Here is a 22458-nt window from a genome sequence, read left to right as displayed (position 1 = left end):
ACGCCGTGCGAGCCACCTTGCGCTGGGCGCACTCCGATCTGCGCACGCACCGCGGCGAGGCGCTGTTCCTCGTGCTCGCCACGGCGGGCATCGTCGCCTCGCTGCTGCTGGCCACCGCGCTGTTCGGTTACGCCACCAACCCCTGGCAGCGGGTGTTCACGCAGGCGCGCGGCGCCCACGTGTGGATCCACACCGATCCGGCCGCGGAAGCCGGCAGGCTCGACGCGCTGGACGGCGTCGAGTCCGTCGCGGGCCCCTACCCCGTCGCCTCCGTCACCCTGACCTCCCGCGGCGCCCGCGCCTCGGTCGAGCTGCGCGGCACGCCCGAGCGGCCCGCCGTCGGCCGGCCGCTGCTCACCTCCGGCCGGTGGCTGGACCCCGCGACCCCCGACGGGGTGGTGCTGGAGAGCCGTCTCGCCCGCACCCTGGTGGCCGAACCCGGCGACACCCTCACCGCGCCCGGCACCGCGCGGAGACTGACCGTCCTCGGCATCGCCGAGAGCGCCGAACCGCGCTTCCGGCCGGGCGGCCGGCCCGGGCTCGTCTGGGCGCTCCCCCCGGCCCTGACCGACGCCGGCGGCCAGGTGATCGGACTGCGCCTGACCGATCCCGACGACACGGACTACGCCGTCCAGCGCGCGGTCACCGTGCTGGGAGCCGACGCGGTCGGCGAGGTCTCCACCTGGCAGCAGGCCCGCGCCGAGGCCCAGGGCGACAACCGGCTGCTGGGGCAGGTGCTGGGCCTGTTCGGCCTGGGCGCGCTGGCCGCCGCCGGACTCGCCGTGCACGGGGCGATCGGCACCCGCATCCGCGGGCATCTGCGGGACATCTCCGTGCTGAAGGCGATCGGGTTCACCCCCGGCCAGGTCGTCCGGATCTTCCTGCTCCAGCACATCGCCTACGCGCTGCTCGGCGCCGCGGCCGCGGCGGCGCTCGTCCAGGCGCTGGGCCGCCGGATCCCGGGGCGCCTGGGGGACGCGGTCGGCGTGTGGCAGGGGCTGCCCGGGCACACCGTGGCGCTGTTCGCCGTGCCGGCGGCGGCGGTGCTGTTCATCGGCGCGACCACCGGGCTCGCCGCCTGGCGGGCGGGGCGCGTGCCTCCGGTGCCGTTGCCGCGGCCCGCGGTCCCGGCGGGCGGGCGGCTCTCGGGCGTGGCGCGCCGGGCGCTCGGGCTGCGGCTGCCGCCCGCGCTCGTCCTGGGCTGGCACAGGGCGTTCACCCGCCGGCTGCGGTCTGCCGCTTCCGTGGCCCGGCTCGCGCTGCCGCTGCTGTTGATCGTGGTGGCGCTGAGCGCCTGGACCACCATGGACCGCTTCCACAGCAACCCCGAGCGGTCCGGTCTCCCGACCGCGCTCACCGTCCGGGCGGACGCCGGACTGACCGACCGGGAGACACGCACCCTGCTGGAGCGCGACCCGCAGGTCGCCGTCGCCTACCCGGGCGTGGAGGTGGCGGCCCTGGTCCCGGGCCAGACGGCCACGATCGCCCTGCGTGGCCTCGGCACCCGGCAGGACCCGTACCCCTACACCCTGGCCGAGGGCCGTCCCGCGCGCGACCGCGACGAGGCGGTGGCCGGACAGGGCCTGCTCGACCTGCTGGACGTACGCGTCGGCGACTGGGTGCGGATGACCGTGGGCGACCAGCCGCAGATCCTGCACATCGTGGGCCGCAGCATCGAGCCGGCGAACGCCGGACGGGTCATCTCCACCTCGCTCGACACCCTCCGGGAGAACGACCCGGGGATCGGTCCGACGCTGTACCAGCTGCGGCTGCGGCCCGGCGCCGACCCGCAGACGGTCGCCAGCCGGCTGACCACGGCCGGGCACGGTCATCTCGACGTGCACGCCGTGACGAACCCGGCCGACGGGCTCTCCCCGCTGCGCGGAGTCGTCGCGGGGGTGATCGCCGTCCTGGCGCTCATCGGGCTGATCGAGCTGCTGACCGCGATCGGCGGCACGGTGCGCGAGGGTGAAAGGGATCTGCTGGCGCTCAAGGCCATCGGCCTGTCCCCGCGGCAGATCACCGCGATCACCGTCACCGCCACCGGCTGCACCGCCCTCGCCGCGGTCCTCGTCGGTACGGCCCTGGGCATGCCCCTCGCGCACTGGCTGATCGATGCCCAGGGCAGGTCGAGCGGTATCGGCGCGGGAATCGCCCAGGGCCCGTCCCCCGCTCTCCTGCTGCTGCTCGGCACCGCCGCGGTGCTGGGGGCGAGCGCGCTCGCCGCCGTGCCGGCGGCCCGCGCCGCCCGTCGCCGTCTCGCGGACACCCTGAACGCCGTGACCTGAACGCCGTGACCTGACGGGGGCACCGCACGCGGTGCCCCGACCGGCGCCGGGCTCCCCCGGGACGGGCTTCGCGGGACGGGGCTCCCCCGGGACGGGTCTCCCCCGGGATGGGGCTACGCGGGACGGTGCGGCCGCGCGCCGCCCCGTCCCGCGGCGGTCGTCACCGCCGGCCGCGCAGCTCCCGGTACCTGGCGACCAGCGCCCGCGTCGAGGCGTCCAGGCCGGGCACGTCGGCGCCCTCGGTCAGCGCGGGCTCGACGCGCTTGGCGAGGACCTTGCCCAGCTCCACGCCCCACTGGTCGAAGGAGTCGATGTTCCACACCGCGCCCTGGACAAACACCTTGTGCTCGTAGAGCGCGACGAGCTGGCCGAGGACGGACGGGGTCAGCTCGCGCGCGAGGATCGTGGTCGTGGGGTGGTTGCCCCGGAACGTCTTGTGGGCCACCAGCTCGTCCGGCACGCCCTCGGCCCGCACCTCGTCCGGCGTCTTGCCGAAGGCCAGGGCCTGCGTCTGCGCGAAGAAGTTCGCCATCAGCAGGTCGTGCTGCGCCTTCAGCTCACCGCTCAGCTCGGCGACCGGCTCGGCGAAGCCGATGAAGTCCGCCGGGATCAGCTTCGTGCCCTGGTGGATCAACTGGTAGTAGGCGTGCTGCCCGTTGGTGCCCGGCGTGCCCCAGACGACCGGCCCGGTCTGCCAGTCGACCTCTTTGCCGTCCCGGCCGACGGACTTGCCGTTCGACTCCATGTCGAGCTGCTGGAGGTAGGCCGCGAACTTCGACAGGTAGTGGCTGTAGGGCAGGACCGCGTGCGACTGGGCGTCGTGGAAGTTGCCGTACCAGATGCCCAGCAGACCCAGCAGCAGCGGGACGTTGGCCTCGGCGGGGGCGGTGCGGAAGTGCTCGTCGACGAGGTGGAAGCCGTCGAGCATCTCCCGGAAGCGGTCCGGTCCGATGGCGATCATCAGGGAGAGGCCGATCGCCGAGTCGTAGGAGTAGCGTCCGCCGACCCAGTCCCAGAACTCGAACATGTTGGCCGTGTCGATGCCGAACTCCGCGACCTTCTCGGCGTTCGTCGACAGCGCCACGAAGTGCTTGGCGACGGCCGCCTCCTCCCCGCCGAGCGCGTCCAGCAGCCAGGTGCGGGCCGAGGTCGCGTTGGTGACCGTCTCGATGGTGGTGAAGGTCTTGGACGCGATGATGAACAGCGTCTCGGCCGGGTCGAGGTCCCGGGTCGCCTCGTGCAGGTCGGCGCCGTCGACGTTGGAGACGAACCGGAAGGTCAGCGAACGGTCCGTGTACGCGCGCAGCGCCTCGTACGCCATGGCCGGGCCCAGGTCGGAGCCGCCGATGCCGATGTTGACGACGTTCCTGATGGGCTTGCCGGTGTGGCCGGTCCAGGCTCCGGAGCGGACCCGGTCGGCGAAGTCGGCCATCTTGTCGAGGACGGCGTGCACCGCGGGGACGACGTTCTCCCCGTCCACCTCGATCACCGCCTCGCGCGGGGCTCGCAGGGCGGTGTGCAGCACTGCGCGGTGCTCCGTGGTGTTGATCTTCTCCCCGCGGAACATGGCGTCCCGCAGACCGAAGACGTCGGTGGCGGCGGCCAGCTCCCGCAGCAGCCGCAGCGTCTCGTCGGTGACGAGGTGCTTGGAGTAGTCGATGTGCAGGTCGCCGACCTGCAGTGTGTAGCCGCTGCCGCGCCCGGGGTCGGCGGCGAACAGCTCACGCAGCTGCACCTCACCGAGTTCCTCGCGGTGCTTGGCCAGAGCGGTCCACTCGGGCGTCTGGTTGAGCCTCGTACGGCCGTCTGCGTTCATGTCGGACCCAGCCCTCTTTCCTCACCTGTCCGTGCTGCGCATGTTGTCCCGCTGCGGGTCCCAACCTAATTGATCAGCGCGTGACGTGAGCTGTCCCGGGACCGTCCTGCGGTGCGACCACTGGTACGTCCGCCTTGGCCGCCGGTATCAACGACAGGACCGCCAGGGCGAACAGCAGCGCCGTGAGCAGCGCGGGCGTGTTCAGGCCGAAGGCCGCCGCCACGGCTCCGCCGAGCAGGGCACCGAGCGGGGCGCCGGAGGTGGAAGCCGTCCGGAAGGCGGAGGAGACGCGGCCCACCATGGACGCGGGGCTGCGTTGCTGCATCAGCGTGACCTGGTGGACGTTCCACACCATGCCCATGATGCCGAGCAGCAGCATGCCGGCGAGGAGGGCGCCGAGATGGCGGACGGTGCCCATGAGCAGCAGGGACGCCGTCTGCACGGTCCCGCCGAGCAGCAGGGCCCGGACCCGCCCCGTGCGCCGTGCGATCCGCTGGGCGACGAAGCCGCCGACGAGGCTGCCCACGGCGTACACCGTCATGGCGGCGGCGAACCCGGCGTCGCCGGCGTGCAGCCAGTGCGTCACGTGCAGCACGAGGGTGCCGATCAGGGCGCCCATGCCGATGTTGCAGAGCAGGGTGGCCAGGCAGACGGGCCGCAGGACGCGGTCGCGCCACAGCACGCGCAGCCCTTCGCCGATCTCCGCCCGCAGGGTGCTGCCCGCGGGGCGCGGCTCCCGCTCGGGCGGACGTATCCGCAGGGAGGCGATGAGGGCGGCGGCCAGCAGATAGGTGGCCGCGTCGGCCGCGAACGGCATGAAGGCGCCGACGCCGAGCAGCAGCGGCACCACCGGCCCGGCCGGCAGGCCGCCGGCGAGCTGCTGGCCGGTCATCAGCCGGGCGTTGGCTCCGCCCAGGGCCTCGCGGGCCACCAGGGACGGCAGCAGGGCCGTGGCGGCGTTGTCGAAGAGCGTCTGGAGAGTGGTCAGCAGGAAGGCGAGGGCGAGCAGCAGCGGGATCGAGGCGTGGCCGAGTCCCACGGCGAGCGCGAAGGCGGCCACGAGGAGGCCGCGCACGGCGTCCACGGCCCACATCGCGCGCCGCTGGTCCACGCGGTCGGCGACCGCCCCGCCGAGCAGGCCGAACAGCAGCCAGGGGACATAGCCGCAGGCGGTCACGGAGGCGATGACCAGGGGGTCGTCCGTGAGCTGCACGGCGAGCAGGGGCAGTGCGGTGGTCCGCAACGCGTCCCCGAACCGCGAGACGACGGCCGCGCTCCACAGTCGCCCGAAGCCGCCGCGCCACGCGGGCGCTCCGCTGTCCGCCGTGCCGACCGTCGCCACAACTACCCCTCCCCGTTCGCCGGTTCGCCGTCGCCACGAGGGCCGCGACGAGAACCACTGCGAGAACGGTAGAGGGAGCCACTGACAATCGGTCCGGCGGCGGCCGGTCGATGGGCGAAACAAGACCGGCCAGGTGCCTGTGGGCACCTGGCCGGACGTCAACTCCTAGATTTCGCCCCGCAGTTTGGCGAGCGCCTCGGCGAGGATCGCCTCGCCGTCCGCGTCGCTGCGCCGCTCCCGCACATAGGCGAGGTGCGTCTTGTAGGGCTCGGTGCGCGGCGGGTCCGGCGGGTTGTCCCGGTCCTGGCCGGCGGGGAAGCCGCAGCGCGGGCAGTCCCAGGTCTCGGGCACCTGCGCGTCGCTGGCGAAGCTGGGCTGCGTCTCGTGCCCGTTGGAGCACCAGAAGGAGATGCGCAGACGCGGCGCGGACTCGCCGCGCTCGGCCTCGCCCATCGGCCCCGCCCCGACCCGGCTTCCTCGGATCGCGTTGCCACTTGCCACGGTCGTAACTCCCTGCGTGATGGTGCCGCAAAGCGAGTCGGCGTTTCGCTTCGCTGCGAGCGCCTCAGTCTACGTAAGGCCCAACGCGCGTCCAGTGATTGGAGTTACAACCCCCACACGTAGACGCAAGCCCCATGATAGGCCGCGCTCAGCTGCGCGTACCGAACATGGGGCCTTACGTACCGAATGTGCTTTTGTGTGCGCCGCTGATCAGCTGTTCGTCTTCATCAGGAGACCGAGGACCACGATGCACGCGCACCAGAGCAGACCGATCACGACGGTGATGCGGTCGAGGTTGCGCTCGGCGACCGAGGAGCCGCCGACGGAGGACTGCATGCCGCCACCGAACATGTCGGAGAGGCCGCCGCCCTTCCCCTTGTGCATCAGCACCAGCAGCATCAGCAGCAGGCTGAAGACGATCAGGGCGATCGAGAACCCCAAAACCACGGCTGGACCAACTTCCTCGGAATCGGATAACGACGGGGCCGAAGCGTCTTCGGCTTCACACTCCGATGACAGCCTCGGCCCCGCAAGGGTACGACGGATCGCCGCTACCGCATACTCACAGCTCGGATCACTGGTCGCGGAAGCGCACGATCTTGACGAACTCGTCGGCGTCCAGCGAGGCGCCGCCGACCAGGGCGCCGTCGATGTCGGCCTGGGCCATGATCTCGGCGACGTTGCCGGCCTTCACGGAGCCGCCGTACTGGATGCGGACCTTGTCGGCCACGTCCTGGGAGTACAGCTCGGCGATCTTGCCGCGGATGGCGGCGCAGACCTCCTGCGCGTCCTCGGCGCCGCAGACCTTGCCGGTGCCGATGGCCCAGACGGGCTCGTAGGCGATCACGATCGTCTCGGCCTGCTCGGCCGGGAGGTCCTTGAGACCGCCTTCGACCTGGGTGAGGGTGTGGGTGACGTGGTTGCCCGCCTCGCGGACCTCCAGCTCCTCGCCGACGCACAGGATCGGGGTCAGGCCGTGCTTGTAGGCGGCCTTGACCTTGGCGTTCACCAGCTCGTCGGTCTCGCGGTGGTACTGGCGGCGCTCGGAGTGGCCGATCGCGACGAACGTGCACCGGAGCTTGGCCAGCATCGGGCCGGAGATCTCGCCGGTGTAGGCGCCCGAGTCGTGCGCGGAGATGTCCTGGGCGCCGTACTTGATCTTCAGCTTGTCGTGCTCCACCAGGGTCTGCACGGAGCGCAGGTCGGTGAACGGCGGCAGGACGGCGACCTCGACGGCCTCGTAGTCCTTGTCGGCCAGGGCGAAGGCGAGCTTCTGGGTGTGGGCGATGGCCTCGAGGTGGTTGAGGTTCATCTTCCAGTTGCCCGCCATCAGCGGCGTGCGCGTGCTCATGTAGGTCAGTCCTCCAGTGCGGCGAGGCCGGGGAGCGTCTTGCCCTCGAGGTACTCGAGGGAGGCGCCGCCACCGGTCGAGATGTGGCCGAATGCGTTCTCGTCGAAGCCGAGCGTGCGCACGGCCGCGGCGGAGTCACCGCCGCCGACGACGGTGAACCCCTTCGAGTCGACGAGGGCCTGGGCGACCGCCCGGGTGCCCTCGGCGAAGTCGGGGTGCTCGAAGACGCCCATGGGGCCGTTCCAGAAGACGGTCTCGGCGTCGGCGAGCTTCGAGGCGTACAGCTTGCGGGTCTCCGGACCGATGTCCAGGCCCTCCTGGTCGGCGGGGATCGCGTCCGCGGCGACGACGGTCGGGTGGGCGGGGGCCTTCGTCTTCAGGTCCGGGAACTCGGTCGAGACCAGGACGTCGACGGGCAGGACCAGCTCGACGCCGGTCTTCTCGGCGCGCTCGATGTACTCGGTGACGGCCGGGATCTGGTCCTCCTGCAGGAGGGAGATGCCGACCTCGTGGCCCTTGGCCTTGAGGAAGGTGTAGGCCATGCCGCCGCCGATGAGGAGGCGGTCGGCCTTGCCGAGCAGCTCGTCGATGACGGCGAGCTTGTCGGAGACCTTGGCGCCGCCGAGCGCGACGACGTACGGGCGCTTGACGTCCTCGGTGAGCTTCTTCAGGACGCCGACCTCGGTGGCGATGAGGGAGCCGGCCGCGTGCGGCAGGCGGGCCGGCAGGTCGTACACGGAGGCGTGCTTGCGGTGCACCGCGCCGAAGCCGTCGCCGACGTACACGTCGGCGAGTTCGGCGAGCTGGTCGGCGAAGGCGCCGCGCTCGGCGTCGTCCTTGGACGTCTCGCCGGGGTTGAAGCGCAGGTTCTCGATGACCGCGACCTGACCGTCGGCCAGTGCCCCGACGGTGGAGCGGGCGGACTCGCCGACCGTGTCGGTGGCGAACGCGACGGCGGAGCCGAGGAGTTCACCGAGGCGGGCGGCGGCGGGGGCCAGGGAGAAGGCCGGGTCCGGGGCGCCCTTGGGGCGGCCCAGGTGAGAGGCGACGACCACCTTGGCGCCCGCGTCCGCGAGGGCCTTGACGGTCGGCAGTACGGCGCGGATGCGGCCGTCGTCGGTGATGGCGCCGTCGGCGAGCGGCACGTTGAGGTCGGCGCGGACGAAGACCCGCCTGCCGGCCACACCTTCGGAGAGGAGTTCGTCGATCGTCTTCATGAAAGGGACTCCCGGGAGGGCTGGTGGTACTCCGGTGATCGTAGAGAGGGCTGTTCCGTACGTGAGGCAGGGCCCGGGCGGCGCGTCCGTGCGCCGCCCGAGCCCTGCCTTCACATGGGGGTGCCTGCTCCGAGGGTCAGAGCTGGCCGCCGACGAAGACCGTCAGGTCGACGAGGCGGTTGGAGTAGCCCCACTCGTTGTCGTACCAGCCGATGACCTTCACGTTCTTGCCCTCCTGGACCATGGTCAGGGAGGAGTCGAAGGTGCAGGACGCCGGGGCGTTGACGATGTCGGAGGAGACGATCGGGTCCTCCGTGTACTCCAGGATGCCCTTGAGCTCACCCTCGGAGGCCTTCTGGAAGGCGGCGTTGACCTCGTCCTTGGTGACCTCGCGGCTGAGCTCGAGGACGAGGTCGGTGACCGAGCCGGTCGGGACCGGGACGCGCATGGCGATGCCGTCCAGCTTGCCCTTGAGCTGCGGCAGGACCAGCGCGGTGGCCTTGGCGGCACCGGTGGTGGTGGGGATGATGTTCTCGGCGGCGGCACGGGCGCGGCGCAGGTCCTTGTGCGGGAAGTCCAGGATGCGCTGGTCGTTCGTGTACGCGTGCACCGTCGTCATCAGACCCTTGACGATGCCGAAGTTCTCGTCCAGGACCTTGGCCATCGGCGCCACGCAGTTGGTGGTGCAGGAGGCGTTGGAGATGACGTGGTGGTTGGCCGCGTCGTACTTGTCCTGGTTGACGCCCATCACGATGGTGACGTCCTCGTCCGTCGCCGGAGCCGAGATGATGACCTTCTTGGCGCCGCCGGCGAGGTGCTTCTCCGCGTCGGCCTTCTTCGTGAAGATGCCGGTGGACTCGATGACGATGTCGACGCCCAGCTCGCCCCACGGGATGTCGGCGGGGTTGCGCTCGGAGAGGACCTTGATGGTCTTGCCGTCGACGGTGATCGTGTCGGCGGTGTGGGAGACCTCCTGCTTGAGGCGGCCCAGGATGGTGTCGTACTTCAGCAGGTGGGCGGTGGTCGCGGTGTCACCCAGGTCGTTGACAGCCACGATCTCGATGTCTGCACCCTGCTCCAGCAGCGCGCGGAAGTAATTACGACCGATGCGGCCAAAGCCGTTGATGCCTACGCGGATCGTCACGAACCGATCTCCTCGTTGGTACGCCGGCCATGCGGTGCCGGCGAGCTGTATTTGGGATGTCCCCGACCACCCCCGACCCTACCTCTCCGAGGGCCCCGTGGTGACATCGAGTTGCCGCATACACGGCAGGACGGCCCGTACCCGCCAGTAGGGGTACGGACCGCCCTGGCCCGAAGGCCCGATCACTCGTTTCGGTCACACCGCGTGGCGCGATGTTGACCTCAGCGTGTCACTCGCCAAGTGAGTCGAGGGCCTTTCCGATGAGCGCGTTGCGGTCCGCCGCGGCGGTGAGGTGCTCCAGGCCGAAGCCCAGCAGCACGGTGTCGTCCGTGGCGACCGAGGCGTACGTCTGGAAGAGCGCCCCGGAGCGCGTCCAGTCCTTGACGACCGCGGGGCTGCCCGCGGGCGGGCCGGGCACGCTCCAGGCGCCCAGCGACGTCTCGAAGCCCTCGGTCTCGGTCGCCGTGCCCCCGATGACGAGGGAGGCGTTGTCGACGAGGACGCCGCGGCCGCCGGAGCCGGGGTCGGTGATGTAGGAGAGCGCCACCTCGACGGTCTTCCCGGCGTACGCGGAGAGGTCGAAGGACACCTCCTGCCAGCCCGCCGAGGCTCCGGTGAAGCTGTTCCACGAGCCGCTGGTGCCGGTGGGCGTGCAGGCTCCGCCGGAGAGCGTCAGGTACCGCTTGAGGGCGGGATGGGCCTGGATGAAGTAACCCGCCTCGCACTCGACGGGCACGGCGGTGCTGGTGGCGCCGCCGGCCTCCGGGAGCGTGGTCCAGTCGTCCGCGCCGGCGGTGTGCGCCTCCAGCACGGCGTGGTCGTAGCCCTCCTCGGTGTTCCAGAGCATGCGCGTGCGCAGGGCGGGCTTGTCGGACGCGCTCACCCCGGTGAGGTCGATGGTGCGGGTCAGCCGGTTCCAGACGTAGTCGCTGTGCGTGACGGCCGCCATGGTCGCGCCCTCGAAGGGTCCGTACGGGTTGACGGTGCCGGGGTAGCGGCCCGCGCCCGCGCTCGTGAACTGCGGGAAGGCGCTCACGGGCAGGGTGTCGGAGGTGACGCCGTAGGAGCCGGCCTGGTTGAGCGGGTTGCCGGGCGCCGCGGCCAGGGGCCCGGTGGCTCCGGCGAGCGCGCCCGCGCCCTCGAAGGAGGTCGCGTCGGACAGGGACGTACGGGTGTAGGCGCCCAGGTAGTACTGGCTGAAGTCATTGGACGGGGTGCCGTCGCCGAGGTCGACGTTGCCGCCGGCCAGCTCTCCCGCCTCGATCAGCTTGCCGCCCTCGTTGAGGTAGGCGCGCAGCTGCAGCTGGGTCGGGTTGCCGGGGACGCTCGCGCCCGTGTAGTGGACGACCGTGCCGAAGTGGCTCAGCACGCCGAGCGCGTCCGGCACGCCCTGGGTGGCGACGTCCCAGACGACCGCCTTGCGGCCGTTCGCCTTCAGCGCGTCGACGTAGGTCTGCGCCTGCGTGGCGGCCGCGCCCTCCTCGGCGACGACGAGGGTGTCGGCCCTGGGCCGCTCGGCGACGGTGTAGGTGAAGTGCTCGCTGGAGACCTTCTTGCCGCCGGCGGTCTCGCCGGTGAACCACACCTCGACCTTGTCGCCCGGTTCGCCGTCCTCGACCTCGGCCCGGTACTCGTCGAAGTAGAGGTTGTCGTCACCGCCGTAGGTCTCGCCGCCCTTCCAGGGCCTCAGCGTCTCGTCGTGGACCCGGCCGCCGTTGACGCGGTAGTTGAGCTCCTTGTCGCGGATCGCCTTGCGGACGACGACGGAGACCTCCTGGTCGGCGCCGCGCGCGTACGACGTGGTGAACGGCGCCGGAGTGAAGTCGGCGGCGGTCAGACCGACCGAGGACTTCGGCTGGTCGGGGCGGGCGGCGCTCTCGGCGACGGAGAGCGCGAACGGGATGTTCTTCGCGAACTCCTCCTGGATCAGCTTCTCGTCGTCCGGGAAGTTGAACACCGACTGGCAGTCGGCCGCGTTCCACTGGTCGTCCGGGTAGAGGTTCGAGACGGTCTGACAGGTCGACATCTCGGGGGTGAACATCGCCGTGCCGTTGACGTTGGCCGCGTGACCGTCGGCCTCGCCGTTGGTGGTGTACAGCTCCGAGGAGACCTGCGGGTGGTAGCCGGGGATGGCGGAGTTCTCCGGGGTGCCGGCGAGGGCCTCGTAGAGCACGTCGTCCGGGGTGTCGGTGGCGACCTGCCAGCCCACGCCGTAGAGGAGGAGTTCGGCGGCGGAGTGGTAGTTGATGCCGTACTCGAAGCCGATGCGCCGCTCGAAGGCGTCCAGCGCCTTGGTCTCGGGCTCCGAGTTCGGGCCGGCACCGCGGTAGGTCTGGCTGGTGGGGTTCGGGGACGAACCCTCGTCGTCGTAGCCCCACTTGTAGGCGAAGTTACGGTTGAGGTCGACGCCGTCGCCGGTGGAGATCGCGCCGTCGTCGTTGACGTCCCGCAGGTTCTTGCGCCACAGGCGGTTGTCGGTGCTCTCGAAGGTGTAGTCGTAGCCGTCGGGGTTGGCCGACAGCACGAACCACAACTCGGTGGTGTCGACGAGCTTCTTGATGCGCCGGTCCGTCTTGTAGTTGTCCAGGTAGTGGTGGAGCAGCCGGCGGGTCATCTCCGGGGTGATCCACTCGCGCGCGTGCTGGTTGGACAGGTACAGCACGGAGGGCTTGGAGCCGTCCTTGGTCTTCTTCGCGTTCTTGGTGAGCTTGAGCGCGAGGATGTCCTGGCCGTTGACGGTCTTGCCGATGGAGACGACCTTGGTGAGGCCGGGGTTCTCCTGGCCGGTGCGGAGGATCTCCTCCTTCAGGCCGCCCTTGCCGCTGTACGGGCGGAACACTCCGTCGGAAGCGGCCTCGACGCGGCTCTCGGCCTTGGCCGAAAGGGTGTGCTCGGTGAGCGGGACGCCCTGCTTCTCGAGAGTCTTCGCCTGGTCGTCGGTGAGGTAGACCTCGACGGTCGCGGTGCCCCGCTCGGGCGCCTGCTCACTGAGTTCGTGACCGTCCTGACCGGCCGCCAGCAGCAGCGGGATCTGCTTCTTGGTGACCTCGGCGCGGAAGACCTTGACCTCGTCCGCGTCGGATTCCCGGGGTGTTCCCCCGGACTGTGCCTGGGCGATGGGTGCGATGCTCGCTCCGCCGATCAGGAGCGCGCCGACAGCGAGGATCGATCTCGCTCTACGTCTCATGAACCCCCCTAGCGTGGGTCCGCCACAGCAGCGAACAGAAGCCAGGCTCATGACAGTCCATGATCGAGTCAAGGGTGCGTCAAGGACACGCGAACGCCGGTGCCCACCACCCAAGCGGAGGCGGGAACCGGCGTTCTGACAGGACCTCAGCCGTGCTCAGACGGCGAGATTGTCGGCGAGCTCCTCGGTGAGGTTGGCCTCGGTGCCCGGAATGCCGAGGTCGGAGGCCCGCTTGTCGGCCATCGCGAGCAGACGGCGGATCCGGCCGGCGACCGCGTCCTTGGTCAGCGGCGGGTCGGCCAGGGCGCCCAGTTCCTCCAGCGAGGCCTGCTTGTGTTCCATGCGCAGCCGGCCGGCCGCGGCGAGGTGCTCGGGGACCTCGTCGCCGAGGATCTCCAGGGCGCGCTGGACGCGGGCGCCGGCGGCGACGGCCGCGCGCGCGGAGCGGCGCAGGTTGGCGTCGTCGAAGTTGGCGAGACGGTTCGCCGTGGCGCGCACCTCACGGCGCATCCGGCGTTCCTCCCAGGCCAGCACCGACTCGTGCGCACCCAGACGGGTGAGCAGGGCGCCGATGGCGTCGCCGTCGCGGACCACCACCCGGTCGACCCCGCGCACCTCGCGGGCCTTCGCGGCGATGGACAGGCGGCGGGCGGCGCCGACGAGGGCGAGCGCGGCCTCGGGGCCGGGGCAGGTGACCTCGAGGGAGGACGAACGGCCGGGCTCGGTGAGCGAGCCGTGCGCCAGGAAGGCCCCGCGCCAGGCCGCCTCGGCGTCACAGGTGGCCCCCGAGACCACCTGCGGGGGCAGGCCCCTGATCGGCCGGCCGCGGCCGTCCACCAGGCCGGTCTGACGGGCCAGTTGGTCACCGCCGGCGACGACGCGCACGACGTAGCGCGAGCCGCGGCGCAGACCGCCGGGCGCCATCACGATCAGCTCCGAGCTGTGGCCGAAGATCTCCAGGATGTCCCGCTTGAGCCGGCGGGCCGCCATCGCGGTGTCCAGCTCCGCCTCGATCACGATCCGACCGCTCACCAGGTGAAGGCCGCCGGCGAACCGCAGGATGGCGGAGACCTCCGCCTTTCTGCAGCAGGTCCGGGTGACGGGGAGCCGGGAGATCTCGTCCTTCACCGCTGCCGTCATCGCCATGGGCCGATCCTTCCATGCATCCGAAAAATACGGTCGTACGCGGCGGCCAGCAGCTCCGGATCATGCCGCGGAGTGCCGTCGGGCCGCGCCACCGGCGCCAGCTCGACCGCGGCCCCGAACCGCTTGGCGGCGTCGGTCAGCGAGTCGCGGTCGGGCACGGCTGCCTCGTCGGCCAGCACCACGTCCAGGGCGAGTTTAGGGGCGTGTCGTCCCAAAACCTCCAAATGACGCTGCGGGGAGAAGCCCTCGGTTTCTCCGGGCTGCGGCGCGAGGTTCAGGGAGAGTACCCGGCGTGCCTTCGTCTCCATGAGGGCGTCCAGCAGTTCGGGCACCAGCAGGTGCGGGATGACCGAGGAGAACCAGGAGCCGGGCCCGAGTACCACCCAGTCCGCGTCCAGGACGGCCGCGACCGCCTCCGGGACGGCCGGGGGGTCGTGCGGCACGAGGTGCACGGACTGCACCTCGCCGGGCGTCAACGCGACGGTCGCCTGCCCCCGCACCGTGTCGACCTCCTCGGGCCGCGCCGGGTCGTGCCCCTTGACCAGCGCCTGGAGCTCCAGGGGTACGGCCGACATGGGCAGCACGCGTCCCTGTGCGCCGAGGAGCTTGCCGACCAGGTCCAGGGCCTGGACGTGGTCGCCGAGCTGCTCCCACAGGGCGACGATCAGCAGGTTGCCGACCGCGTGGCCGTTGATCTCGCCCTGCGACTGGAAGCGGTGCTGGATGACCCGGGCCCAGGTCTGGCCCCAGTCGTCGTCGCCGCACAGCGCGGCCAGCGCCTTGCGCAGGTCGCCGGGCGGCAGCACGCCCAGCTCGTCCCGCAGGCGCCCGCTGGAACCGCCGTCGTCGGCCACCGTGACGACGCCGGTGAGGTCGCCGGTGATCCGGCGCAGTGCGGCGAGCGAGGCCGACAGGCCCATGCCGCCGCCGAGGGCGACGACCTTGGGCTGGGTGCCGCGGCGGCGCGGTTTGCCGCCCCGGGCTTCGACCGGCCGGCTCACGCGCCGTTCCGGCGCCATCCTGCGCAGCCGGCCCAGCCGCGGAGTACGTCCTGTCATTCCCGTCCCATGTCCCGGTGCACGACCACCGTCTCCACGCCCTCGGCCGCGAGTCGCGCGGCGAGCCTCTCCGACATCGCGACCGAGCGGTGCTTACCGCCCGTACAGCCGACCGCGATGGTCACATAGCGCTTGCCCTCCCGACGGTAGCCCGCGGCGATCAGCTGGAGGATCTCCGCGTACCGGTCGAGAAACTCCTTGGCGCCGGGCTGGTTGAGGACGTAGGTCGCCACCTCGTCGTTCAGCCCGGTGTAGGGGCGCAGCTCCGGGACCCAGTGCGGGTTGGGCAGGAAGCGCATGTCCACGACCAGGTCGGCGTCGACCGGGAGGCCGTACTTGAAGCCGAAGGACATGACGGTGGCCCGCAGCTCGGGCTCCTCCTCGCCCGCGAACTGGGCGTCCATCTTGGCGCGCAGCTCGTGCACGTTGAGGCTGGAGGTGTCGATCACCAGGTCGGCGTCGCCGCGCAGCTCGCGCAGGAGCTCGCGCTCGGCGGCGATGCCGTCGACGATGCGGCCGTCGCCCTGGAGGGGGTGGGGGCGCCGCACGGATTCGAAGCGGCGCACCAGGGCCTCGTCGGAGGACTCCAGGAAGACGATCCGCCGGGTGACGTTCCTCGCCTCGAGGTCGGCGAGGGATTCGCGGAGGTTGTCGAAGAAGCGACGGCCGCGCACGTCGACGACGACCGCGATCCGGGCCACGTTGCCCTGGGAGCGGGCGCCGAGCTCCACCATGGTGGGGATCAGGGCGGGCGGCAGGTTGTCGACGACGAACCAGCCGAGGTCCTCCAGACACTTGGCGGCGGTCGAGCGGCCCGCCCCGGACATGCCGGAAATGATCACCAGCTCGGGGATGGCCGCCTCGGGGATGCCGGGCGGTGTGACGTCCGTACTCACCTGTGCTCCGTCTTCGTGTCCTGCGGTGTGCTCGGCGCTGTCCGGGCCCGTCTCGGGCGCGGCGGCGTCGTGGCGTGTGTCGCGCCGGGCGGAATCCTCGCCGGTCTCCCTGGGCGCTTGCTGGGACGCTGCTGTGAGCGCCTGATCTCGGTCGGCTGTGGGCTGTGCGTCGTGCTCGGTCATGTCTCCTGCCCCCGTCGTTCTCGTGGGGCGCCCGTGCTCACGGGCTCCCCGGGGGAGCCCGCCGTCGTTTCGGGCTCCTCCTCATCCATGATCTCTCCGGTCGCCGTGTTCACGGCGGGTGCGGGCGGGGCCGCCTGGGCGAGGGCCGCGGCGATCGTCTCGGCGGTCTTGCGGCCTATGCCGGGTACCTCGCAGATCTGGTCTATCGTCGCGGCACGCAGCTTCTTCACCGAACCGAAGTGCTTTATCAGCGCCTGCCTGCGGCTGTCGCCGAGGCCCTGGACGTCGTCGAGGGGGCCGGCGCGGAACCGTTTGGCGCGCTTGGTGCGCTGGTAGGTGATCGCGAAGCGGTGGGCCTCGTCACGGACCCGTTGGAGCAGGTAGAGGCCTTCGCTGGTGCGGGGCAGGACGACCGGGTCGTCGTCGTCCGGCAGCCAGACCTCCTCCAGTCGCTTGGCGAGGCCGCAGACGGCGATGTCGTCGATGCCGAGCTCGTCCAGGGCCCGCTTGGCGGCCGCGACCTGCGGCTGTCCGCCGTCGACGACGACGAGCTGCGGCGGGTAGGCGAACCGCTTGGGGCGGCCGTCGTCCTCGGTGAGGGTGTCGGCGGGAGCTTCGGGGAGGCTGCCGTCGGCGGCGGCAGGCTCGCCGTCGGTCCACTCCCCCGTCCTCTCCTTCTCCGCGAGGTAGCGCCGGAAGCGGCGGGTGATCACCTCGTGCATGGAGCGGACGTCGTCCTGGCCCTCGAAGCCCTTGATCTGGAAGCGGCGGTACTCGCTCTTGCGGGCGAGGCCGTCCTCGAAGACGACCATGGACGCGACGACGTCGTCGCCCTGGAGGTGCGAGACGTCGTAGCACTCGATGCGCAGCGGGGCGCTGTCCAGGTCGAGGGCCTCGGCGATCTCCTCCAGGGCACGCGAGCGCGTGGTCAGGTCGGAGGCGCGCTTGGTCTTGTGCAGGACGAGCGCCTGCTGGGCGTTGCGCTCGACGGTCTCCATGAGGGCCCGCTTGTCGCCGCGCTGGGGGACGCGCAGGGAGACACCCGAGCCGCGGCGGCCCGTGAGCCACTCCTGGACCGGCTCCACCGGGTCGGGCAGAGCGGGGACCAGGACCTCCTTGGGGACGGCGTCCCCGGTCTCCTCGCCGTAGAGCTGCTGGAGGGCGTGTTCGACGAGGGCGCCGGTGGTGACCTCCTCGACCTTGTCGGTCACCCAGCCGCGCTGGCCGCGCACGCGTCCGCCGCGGACGTGGAAGATCTGCACGGCCGCCTCCAGCTCGTCCTCGGCGACCGCGATCAGGTCGGCGTCGGTCGCGTCCGCGAGCACGACCGCGTTCTTCTCCATGGCCTTTTTCAGGGCCTCGATGTCGTCGCGCAGGCGGGCCGCCCGCTCGTACTCCATCTCCTCGGCCGCCTCCATCATCTGCTTCTCCAGACGACGCAGGTACGTGCCGGTGCGGCCGGTCATGAAGTCGCAGAACTCGTCCGCCAGATCCCAGTGGTCGTCGGCGGAGATCCGCCCGACGCAGGGCGCGGAGCACTTCCCGATGTAGCCGAGCAGGCAGGGGCGGCCGGTACGGGCGGCGTTCTTGAAGACGCCGGCGGAGCAGGTGCGCACCGGGAAGACGCGCAGCAGCAGGTCGACGGTGTCGCGGATCGCCCACGCGTGCGCGTACGGCCCGAAGTACCTGACGCCCTTCTTCTTGTGGCCGCGCATCACCTGCACGCGCGGGAACTCCTCGTTCATCGTCACCGCGAGGTACGGGTAGCTCTTGTCGTCGCGGTACTTGACGTTGAACCGGGGGTCGTACTCCTTGATCCAGGAGTACTCCAGCTGGAGCGCCTCCACCTCCGTGGACACGACCGTCCACTCCACGGACGCGGCCGTGGTGACCATCGTGCGCGTACGCGGATGCAGTCCCGCGAGGTCCTGGAAGTAGTTCGCCAGGCGCTGGCGCAGGCTCTTCGCCTTTCCGACGTAGATCACCCGGCGGTGCTCGTCGCGGAACCTGTAGACCCCAGGCGAGTCCGGGATCTGTCCCGGCTTGGGGCGGTAGCTGGAGGGGTCGGCCATGTCTCACACCCTACTGGCGCGGAGTGACAGTCCGGCGGGGCTGTGGACAACGGAGGGGGAGGTGTCCGGGGGTGGGGTGCTTGGGTGGCGGGGGTGCTCGGGTGGCGGGGCGCTCGGGTCGCGGGAGGGCCCGGGTGGCGGGGCGCTCGGCTCGGGGAGTGCTCGGGTGGCGGGAGGCGTTCGTCGACGCGGGCGGGGCGGAGTGGGGTGGCGTGGGGCGGCGTGGCGGAGGGCTGGGGGTGACGGCTTGGGGTGGTACGGCGTGTGGTGGGCAGGAGTCCCGACTCGGCCAACGGCAGGCCTCGTTCGGGCCTCGGGTGTTGTCGGGACTTGGTCAACACGCTTCAATGCGGGGGAACTCGGGGCGGCGCAGCACGCCCTACGGGTATGAAGGCGCCCCCGCGTCACCGGAGGGCCCGGGCACAACACGAACGGTCCGACCAGCCGTCGTGCGCATTCACAGAAAGGCCCCTGCATGCCGCATGCCCCACACCACGCGGACGCCGCCGCCGACGTCGCCGCCGCGGACCTGGACGCGGCCCTGCGGGGCGGCCCCTTCCACGTCGCCCTGCGCGCCGCGATCGCCGCCCGGGGGCTGCCTCTGCAGCGCGTTCAGCACCATCTCTCACGGCACGGCGTCAAGGTCGGGGTCACCAGTCTCAGCTACTGGCAGCAGGGCGCCCGGCGTCCGCAGCGCCCCGAGTCGCTGAGGGCCGTCCGGGCCCTGGAGGAGATTCTTCGCCTGCCGGACGAGTCACTGATCCGGCTCCTCACCGAGGCCGACGCCGACACGGCCGACGGGCAGCCGACGGGCCGCTCCTACCGTTCGTACGTGCAGGCCTCGGACATCCTGGACAAGCTGCTCGTCGAACTGGAGTGCCCGCCGGACGACGGACTGCACGCCCTCGGCCATCATGAACGGGTGCGCATCGGCGCCAACCGGGAACTCCTGGGGCGCGAGTCCCAGCACATCGTCCGCGCCCACCGCGACGGCGTCGACCGCTTCGTGGCCGTCCACCACGGCGACCCCGGCTGCTCTCCCGAGCGGATGACGCTGCACGCCCTGGAGAACTGCCGCCAGGGCCGCGTTCGCCGGCACCATGAGACCGGCATCCTCGTCGCCGAGCTCCTGTTCGACACCCGTCTCAGAGCCGGCGACACCTTCCTCTTCCGCTACGCCGTCGAGGACGGCACCGCGGGCGCCTCCCGTGAGTACGTCCGCGGCTTCGGCACCCCGGGCGGCCAGTACTCCCTCCAGATACGGTTCGACGAGAACGCGCTGCCGACACGCTGCCACCGCTTCACCCGGCACTCGGCGGCGGCACCGCGCAGCGGCCGTCAGGAACTGCCGCTCAGCCGGCGGCACCGTTCCGTCCACCTCGTCGAGCCGCGTGTGCGGTCGGGCGTGGTGGGCATCGGGTGGGACTGGGAGTGAACGGACCCGCCCCGGTCGACGCCGCCCGGATCAGGCGCGCGGCCCCGCCACGATCCGGCCGTTCTCGGCCTTGACCGACAGCTCGCTGAGCGGCACGGTCGCCGGTTCCCGCACCACCGCGCCGGTCGTCGCGTCGAACTCGCTGCCGTGACAGGGGCAGATCAGCGTTGTCCCGTCGAGTTTGTTGATGGGGCACCCCGCGTGCGTGCAGACCGAGCTGTAGGCCTTCAGCTCGCCGCTCGCCGACCGGCTGACGACCACGTTGTGGTCCCGGTAGAGCTTCGCGCTCCCCTTCCCGACCTCGCTGTCCGCGCCGAGTTCGACCGGGACGGTGGGCGTCGCGGGCGCCGTGGTCCCGCCGGTCGGCGAACAGGCGGCCAGACCCAGCCCGGCGGCGGGCACGAGAGCCGCGGCCGGTGCGACAGCCGCTCCTCGCAGGACGGTACGGCGGCTCGCGGAGGATCGGTCGGGCATGCGGACTCCACTGCTGGTCGGACGGCGGTACGGGGGCGGAGGCGGTGACGACGGTGCCGAGCGGCTCAGGTCAGCCGCGATGCCGATGTCACCCGGCAAGTCGACTGCCGGGCAGTCGGCCAGCGATCACCCGTCACCGGCGACCAGCCATTAGCCACCAGCCACCAGCCACCAGCCACCGCACGATACAGCCGCAGGGTGGGCGAGCTGCGGCGGGGGTTGCATGGGCTTGAGCGGGGTTGTGCGGACGTAAACGCTTGCGCAAGCGTTTACGCGCCCTCCACCGATGAGGTACCTTCCCGGCCAGAACGGCACCGCCGCTGTCAGGAAGGGCTCCTCGATGCCGACCATGGCCGACGTCGCACGGCACGCCGGTGTCTCCGTGGCCACCGTCTCGCACGTGCTGAACAACACCCGCCCCGTGCTGCCCCACACGCGACAGGCCGTTCTCGACGCCATAGACGAACTCGGCTACACGCCCAACACCCTCGCCCGCTCCCTGGTGACCTCGCGCACCCGCTCCATCGGGCTCGCGGTGTCGGCGATCAGGAACCCCTACTTCACCGAGATCCTGCAGGGCGTGGAGGCCGCCGCCCTGGAGGAGGGCTACAGCCTGCTGCTCGCCGATCCGCACGACGACCCCGCCCACGAACGCAAGGTCGCGCAGTTGCTCCACGAGCGCCGGGTGGACGGCATGATCGTCGCGCCGTCCGCGGACCCCGGCGGGCTCCTCGCCTACCTCATCCGTCACCGTGTGCCGGCCGTCCTCCTCGACCGCACCGTCGACGCCCCGGCGGACGGCGTTCCCCGTTTCGACCAGGTGTGCGCCGAGAACGCCGAACCCATGGCCCAGCTGGTCACCCACCTCGCCGACCTGGGCCACCGCCGCATCGCCCTGGTCGCCGGCCTGCCCGGCCTCAGCACCACCGCCGAACGGATCACCGGCTACCGGCAGGGCCTCGCAGCCGCCGGGCTCCCCTACGACGAGGCCCTCTTGGCACACGGCGACTCCGAGTCGGCCGGCGCCGGACGGGCCACCACAGCCCTGCTGTCCCTGGCGACCCCGCCGACCGCGCTGGTCACCGGAAACAACGTGATGACCCTCGGTGCCCTGCACGCCCTGCGCGCGCACGGCCTGACCGTGCCCGACGACATCGCGCTGTGCTGCTTCGACGACTTCGCCTGGGCGGACTTGTTCTCCCCCCGGCTGACCGCGGTCGCCCAGCCCGGCAGGGACATCGGCGCCCGGGCCGTCCGCGTGCTCCTCGAACGCCTCGCCGCACCCGACCGGCCTGCCCGGACCGTGCGGCTTCCCTGCACCTTCGTGCACCGCACGTCGTGCGGCTGCGGCACCGACCGGCAGTCCAAGCCATCCGAGAAAGGAACCGCCCCGTGATCGTCGTCGCAGGTGAGGCCCTGATCGACCTGGTACCTCAGGGCCCGGGCGCCCTGGCGGCTCTGCAGCCGGCCCTCGGCGGCGGCCCCTACAACACCGCCGTGGCCCTCGGCCGCCTCGGCTCCCCCACCGCCTTCTGCTCCCGCACCTCCTACGACGCCTTCGGCGAGGCGCTGCTGGACGGACTGCGGGAATCGGGCGTGGAGGTGTCGGCGGTGCAGCGCGGCCCCGAGCCCACCACACTCGCCGTGGCCACGATCGACGGCAACGGCTCGGCCGCCTATTCCTTCTACGTCGAGGGCACCGCGGACCGGCTGTTCACCGTCCCGGCCGGCCTGCCCGCCGGGACGCGGGCGGTGTCCTTCGGCACGTGCTCACTCGTCCTGGAGCCGGGTGCGGGCGCCTACGAGAAGCTGATGCGGAGTGCGGCGGCGCAGGGCCTGTTCACGGCGCTCGACCCGAACATCCGGCCCGGTCTGATCCCCGACGCCGACGCCTACCGGGCCCGCTTCAGGGGCTGGCTGCCCTCGGTGTCGCTTCTGAAGCTCTCGGAGGAGGACGCCCGCTGGCTGGGCGGTACTCCCCGCGAGTGGCTGTCCGCCGGCCCCTCGGCCGTTGTGATCACGCACGGCGGCGACGGGCTGACCGCCTTCACCCGGGACGGCGCCGTGTACCCGGTGCCCGGTGAGAAGGTCGACGTCGTGGACACCATCGGCGCGGGCGACACCGTGAACGCGGCCCTGCTGCACGGACTTTCGGCGCTGGACGCCCTGTCTCCGGCCGCGCTCGCGGGCTTGGGCCGCGAGGGCTGGGAGCGGCTGCTGCGGTACGCGGCCCGCGCGGCGGCGATCACCTGCTCCCGGGCGGGCGCCGAGCCGCCGTACGCCGCCGAAGTGGGCGAACTGTAGAGGGGCGCGGAGCGGCCTGCGTCCACCGGCCGGCGTCTCCCGGC

17 protein-coding genes are annotated in these 22458 nt (G+C 71.6%); 4 read left to right on the top strand and 13 right to left on the bottom strand.

Annotated elements, in window-relative coordinates; genetic code table 11:
• Window positions 1-5 precede the first annotated feature (5 nt).
• Window positions 6-2288, top strand: a complete 2283-nt coding sequence (locus ACIHAR_RS21965) for an FtsX-like permease family protein (protein WP_400021189.1) — start codon at window positions 6-8, stop codon at window positions 2286-2288.
• A gap of 160 nt (window positions 2289-2448) precedes the next feature.
• Here the strand turns inward: ACIHAR_RS21965 and pgi are convergent, their stop codons facing one another.
• From pgi to uvrC, 12 genes are all read right to left on the bottom strand, one after another.
• Window positions 2449-4104, bottom strand: coding sequence for a glucose-6-phosphate isomerase (pgi, locus tag ACIHAR_RS21960; RefSeq protein ID WP_400021187.1), 1656 nt, complete (start codon window positions 4102-4104; stop codon window positions 2449-2451).
• 73 nt (window positions 4105-4177) lie between these two features.
• On the bottom strand, window positions 4178-5446 hold the full coding sequence (locus ACIHAR_RS21955; RefSeq protein WP_400021185.1) for an MFS transporter: 1269 nt from the start codon (window positions 5444-5446) through the stop codon (window positions 4178-4180).
• A 165-nt stretch (window positions 5447-5611) separates the two neighbouring features.
• The gene (locus ACIHAR_RS21950; protein ID WP_003976875.1) at window positions 5612-5947 is read right to left on the bottom strand and encodes an RNA polymerase-binding protein RbpA; all 336 of its coding nucleotides are present in this window, start codon (window positions 5945-5947) and stop codon (window positions 5612-5614) included.
• Between the two features lie 210 nt (window positions 5948-6157).
• A complete protein-coding gene (secG, locus tag ACIHAR_RS21945; RefSeq protein ID WP_365471746.1) occupies window positions 6158-6388 on the bottom strand; it encodes a preprotein translocase subunit SecG in 231 nt (76 codons plus the stop codon).
• Window positions 6389-6521: 133 nt separating this feature from the next.
• Window positions 6522-7298 carry a triose-phosphate isomerase gene (gene tpiA, locus ACIHAR_RS21940; protein WP_365471719.1) on the bottom strand — a complete coding sequence of 259 codons (777 nt, stop codon included), beginning with the start codon at window positions 7296-7298 and terminating at the stop codon, window positions 6522-6524.
• A gap of 5 nt (window positions 7299-7303) precedes the next feature.
• On the bottom strand, window positions 7304-8515 hold the full coding sequence (locus ACIHAR_RS21935) for a phosphoglycerate kinase (RefSeq protein ID WP_365471722.1): 1212 nt from the start codon (window positions 8513-8515) through the stop codon (window positions 7304-7306).
• Window positions 8516-8651: 136 nt separating this feature from the next.
• Window positions 8652-9659 carry a type I glyceraldehyde-3-phosphate dehydrogenase gene (gap, locus tag ACIHAR_RS21930; protein WP_365471725.1) on the bottom strand — a complete coding sequence of 336 codons (1008 nt, stop codon included), beginning with the start codon at window positions 9657-9659 and terminating at the stop codon, window positions 8652-8654.
• A 229-nt stretch (window positions 9660-9888) separates the two neighbouring features.
• Window positions 9889-12846 carry a M14 family zinc carboxypeptidase gene (locus tag ACIHAR_RS21925; protein WP_400021182.1) on the bottom strand — a complete coding sequence of 986 codons (2958 nt, stop codon included), beginning with the start codon at window positions 12844-12846 and terminating at the stop codon, window positions 9889-9891.
• A 156-nt stretch (window positions 12847-13002) separates the two neighbouring features.
• Complete coding sequence (gene whiA, locus ACIHAR_RS21920) at window positions 13003-13992, bottom strand: DNA-binding protein WhiA (protein WP_365471731.1); 990 nt, start codon at window positions 13990-13992, stop codon at window positions 13003-13005.
• Entirely contained in the window at window positions 13983-15050 is a 1068-nt protein-coding gene (yvcK, locus tag ACIHAR_RS21915) for a uridine diphosphate-N-acetylglucosamine-binding protein YvcK (RefSeq protein ID WP_365471734.1), read from the bottom strand. Before yvcK ends, whiA begins: the two co-directional genes overlap by 10 nt.
• Window positions 15047-16129 (bottom strand): RNase adapter RapZ, encoded by a 1083-nt coding sequence (gene rapZ, locus ACIHAR_RS21910; protein WP_400021179.1) that lies wholly within the window; start codon window positions 16127-16129, stop codon window positions 15047-15049. Before rapZ ends, yvcK begins: the two co-directional genes overlap by 4 nt.
• Window positions 16126-18201, bottom strand: a complete 2076-nt coding sequence (gene uvrC, locus ACIHAR_RS21905; RefSeq protein WP_400021177.1) for an excinuclease ABC subunit UvrC — start codon at window positions 18199-18201, stop codon at window positions 16126-16128. The genes rapZ and uvrC overlap by 4 nt, the downstream gene beginning before the upstream one ends.
• Before the next feature lie 475 nt (window positions 18202-18676).
• Between uvrC and ACIHAR_RS21900 the strand changes: the two genes are divergently transcribed.
• On the top strand, window positions 18677-19636 hold the full coding sequence (locus ACIHAR_RS21900; RefSeq protein WP_400021175.1) for a hypothetical protein: 960 nt from the start codon (window positions 18677-18679) through the stop codon (window positions 19634-19636).
• 30 nt (window positions 19637-19666) lie between these two features.
• On the opposite strand, the gene ACIHAR_RS21895 is transcribed toward ACIHAR_RS21900, so the two are convergent.
• Window positions 19667-20110, bottom strand: a complete 444-nt coding sequence (locus ACIHAR_RS21895; protein WP_365470230.1) for a Rieske (2Fe-2S) protein — start codon at window positions 20108-20110, stop codon at window positions 19667-19669.
• A 340-nt stretch (window positions 20111-20450) separates the two neighbouring features.
• Here ACIHAR_RS21895 and ACIHAR_RS21890 point away from each other — a divergent pair, with 340 nt between their 5' ends.
• Both ACIHAR_RS21890 and ACIHAR_RS21885 read left to right on the top strand, forming a co-directional pair.
• Window positions 20451-21506 (top strand): LacI family DNA-binding transcriptional regulator, encoded by a 1056-nt coding sequence (locus tag ACIHAR_RS21890; RefSeq protein WP_400021317.1) that lies wholly within the window; start codon window positions 20451-20453, stop codon window positions 21504-21506.
• Complete coding sequence (locus ACIHAR_RS21885) at window positions 21503-22414, top strand: carbohydrate kinase (protein WP_400021172.1); 912 nt, start codon at window positions 21503-21505, stop codon at window positions 22412-22414. The genes ACIHAR_RS21890 and ACIHAR_RS21885 overlap by 4 nt, the downstream gene beginning before the upstream one ends.
• Window positions 22415-22458: the final 44 nt, after the last annotated feature.

This window comes from Streptomyces sp. NPDC052016 (genome assembly GCF_044548445.1).
GTDB lineage: Bacteria > Actinomycetota > Actinomycetes > Streptomycetales > Streptomycetaceae > Streptomyces.
Note: the sequence above shows the minus strand (reverse complement) of the source record. Positions and strands in the feature narration are given on the sequence as shown.

What these genes read in the sequence shown, in the direction of transcription:
- pgi (WP_400021187.1), bottom strand. Translation starts at nt 4,104, where the DNA reads ATGAACGCAGACGGCCGTACGAGGCTCAACCAGACGCCCGAGTGGACC.
- tpiA (WP_365471719.1), bottom strand. Translation starts at nt 7,298, where the DNA reads ATGAGCACGCGCACGCCGCTGATGGCGGGCAACTGGAAGATGAACCTC.
- ACIHAR_RS21935 (WP_365471722.1), bottom strand. Translation starts at nt 8,515, where the DNA reads ATGAAGACGATCGACGAACTCCTCTCCGAAGGTGTGGCCGGCAGGCGG.
- ACIHAR_RS21925 (WP_400021182.1), bottom strand. Translation starts at nt 12,846, where the DNA reads ATGAGACGTAGAGCGAGATCGATCCTCGCTGTCGGCGCGCTCCTGATC.
- whiA (WP_365471731.1), bottom strand. Translation starts at nt 13,992, where the DNA reads ATGGCGATGACGGCAGCGGTGAAGGACGAGATCTCCCGGCTCCCCGTC.
- yvcK (WP_365471734.1), bottom strand. Translation starts at nt 15,050, where the DNA reads ATGACAGGACGTACTCCGCGGCTGGGCCGGCTGCGCAGGATGGCGCCG.
- rapZ (WP_400021179.1), bottom strand. Translation starts at nt 16,129, where the DNA reads ATGACCGAGCACGACGCACAGCCCACAGCCGACCGAGATCAGGCGCTC.
- uvrC (WP_400021177.1), bottom strand. Translation starts at nt 18,201, where the DNA reads ATGGCCGACCCCTCCAGCTACCGCCCCAAGCCGGGACAGATCCCGGAC.
- ACIHAR_RS21900 (WP_400021175.1), top strand. Translation starts at nt 18,677, where the DNA reads ATGCCGCATGCCCCACACCACGCGGACGCCGCCGCCGACGTCGCCGCC.
- ACIHAR_RS21895 (WP_365470230.1), bottom strand. Translation starts at nt 20,110, where the DNA reads ATGCCCGACCGATCCTCCGCGAGCCGCCGTACCGTCCTGCGAGGAGCG.
- ACIHAR_RS21890 (WP_400021317.1), top strand. Translation starts at nt 20,451, where the DNA reads ATGCCGACCATGGCCGACGTCGCACGGCACGCCGGTGTCTCCGTGGCC.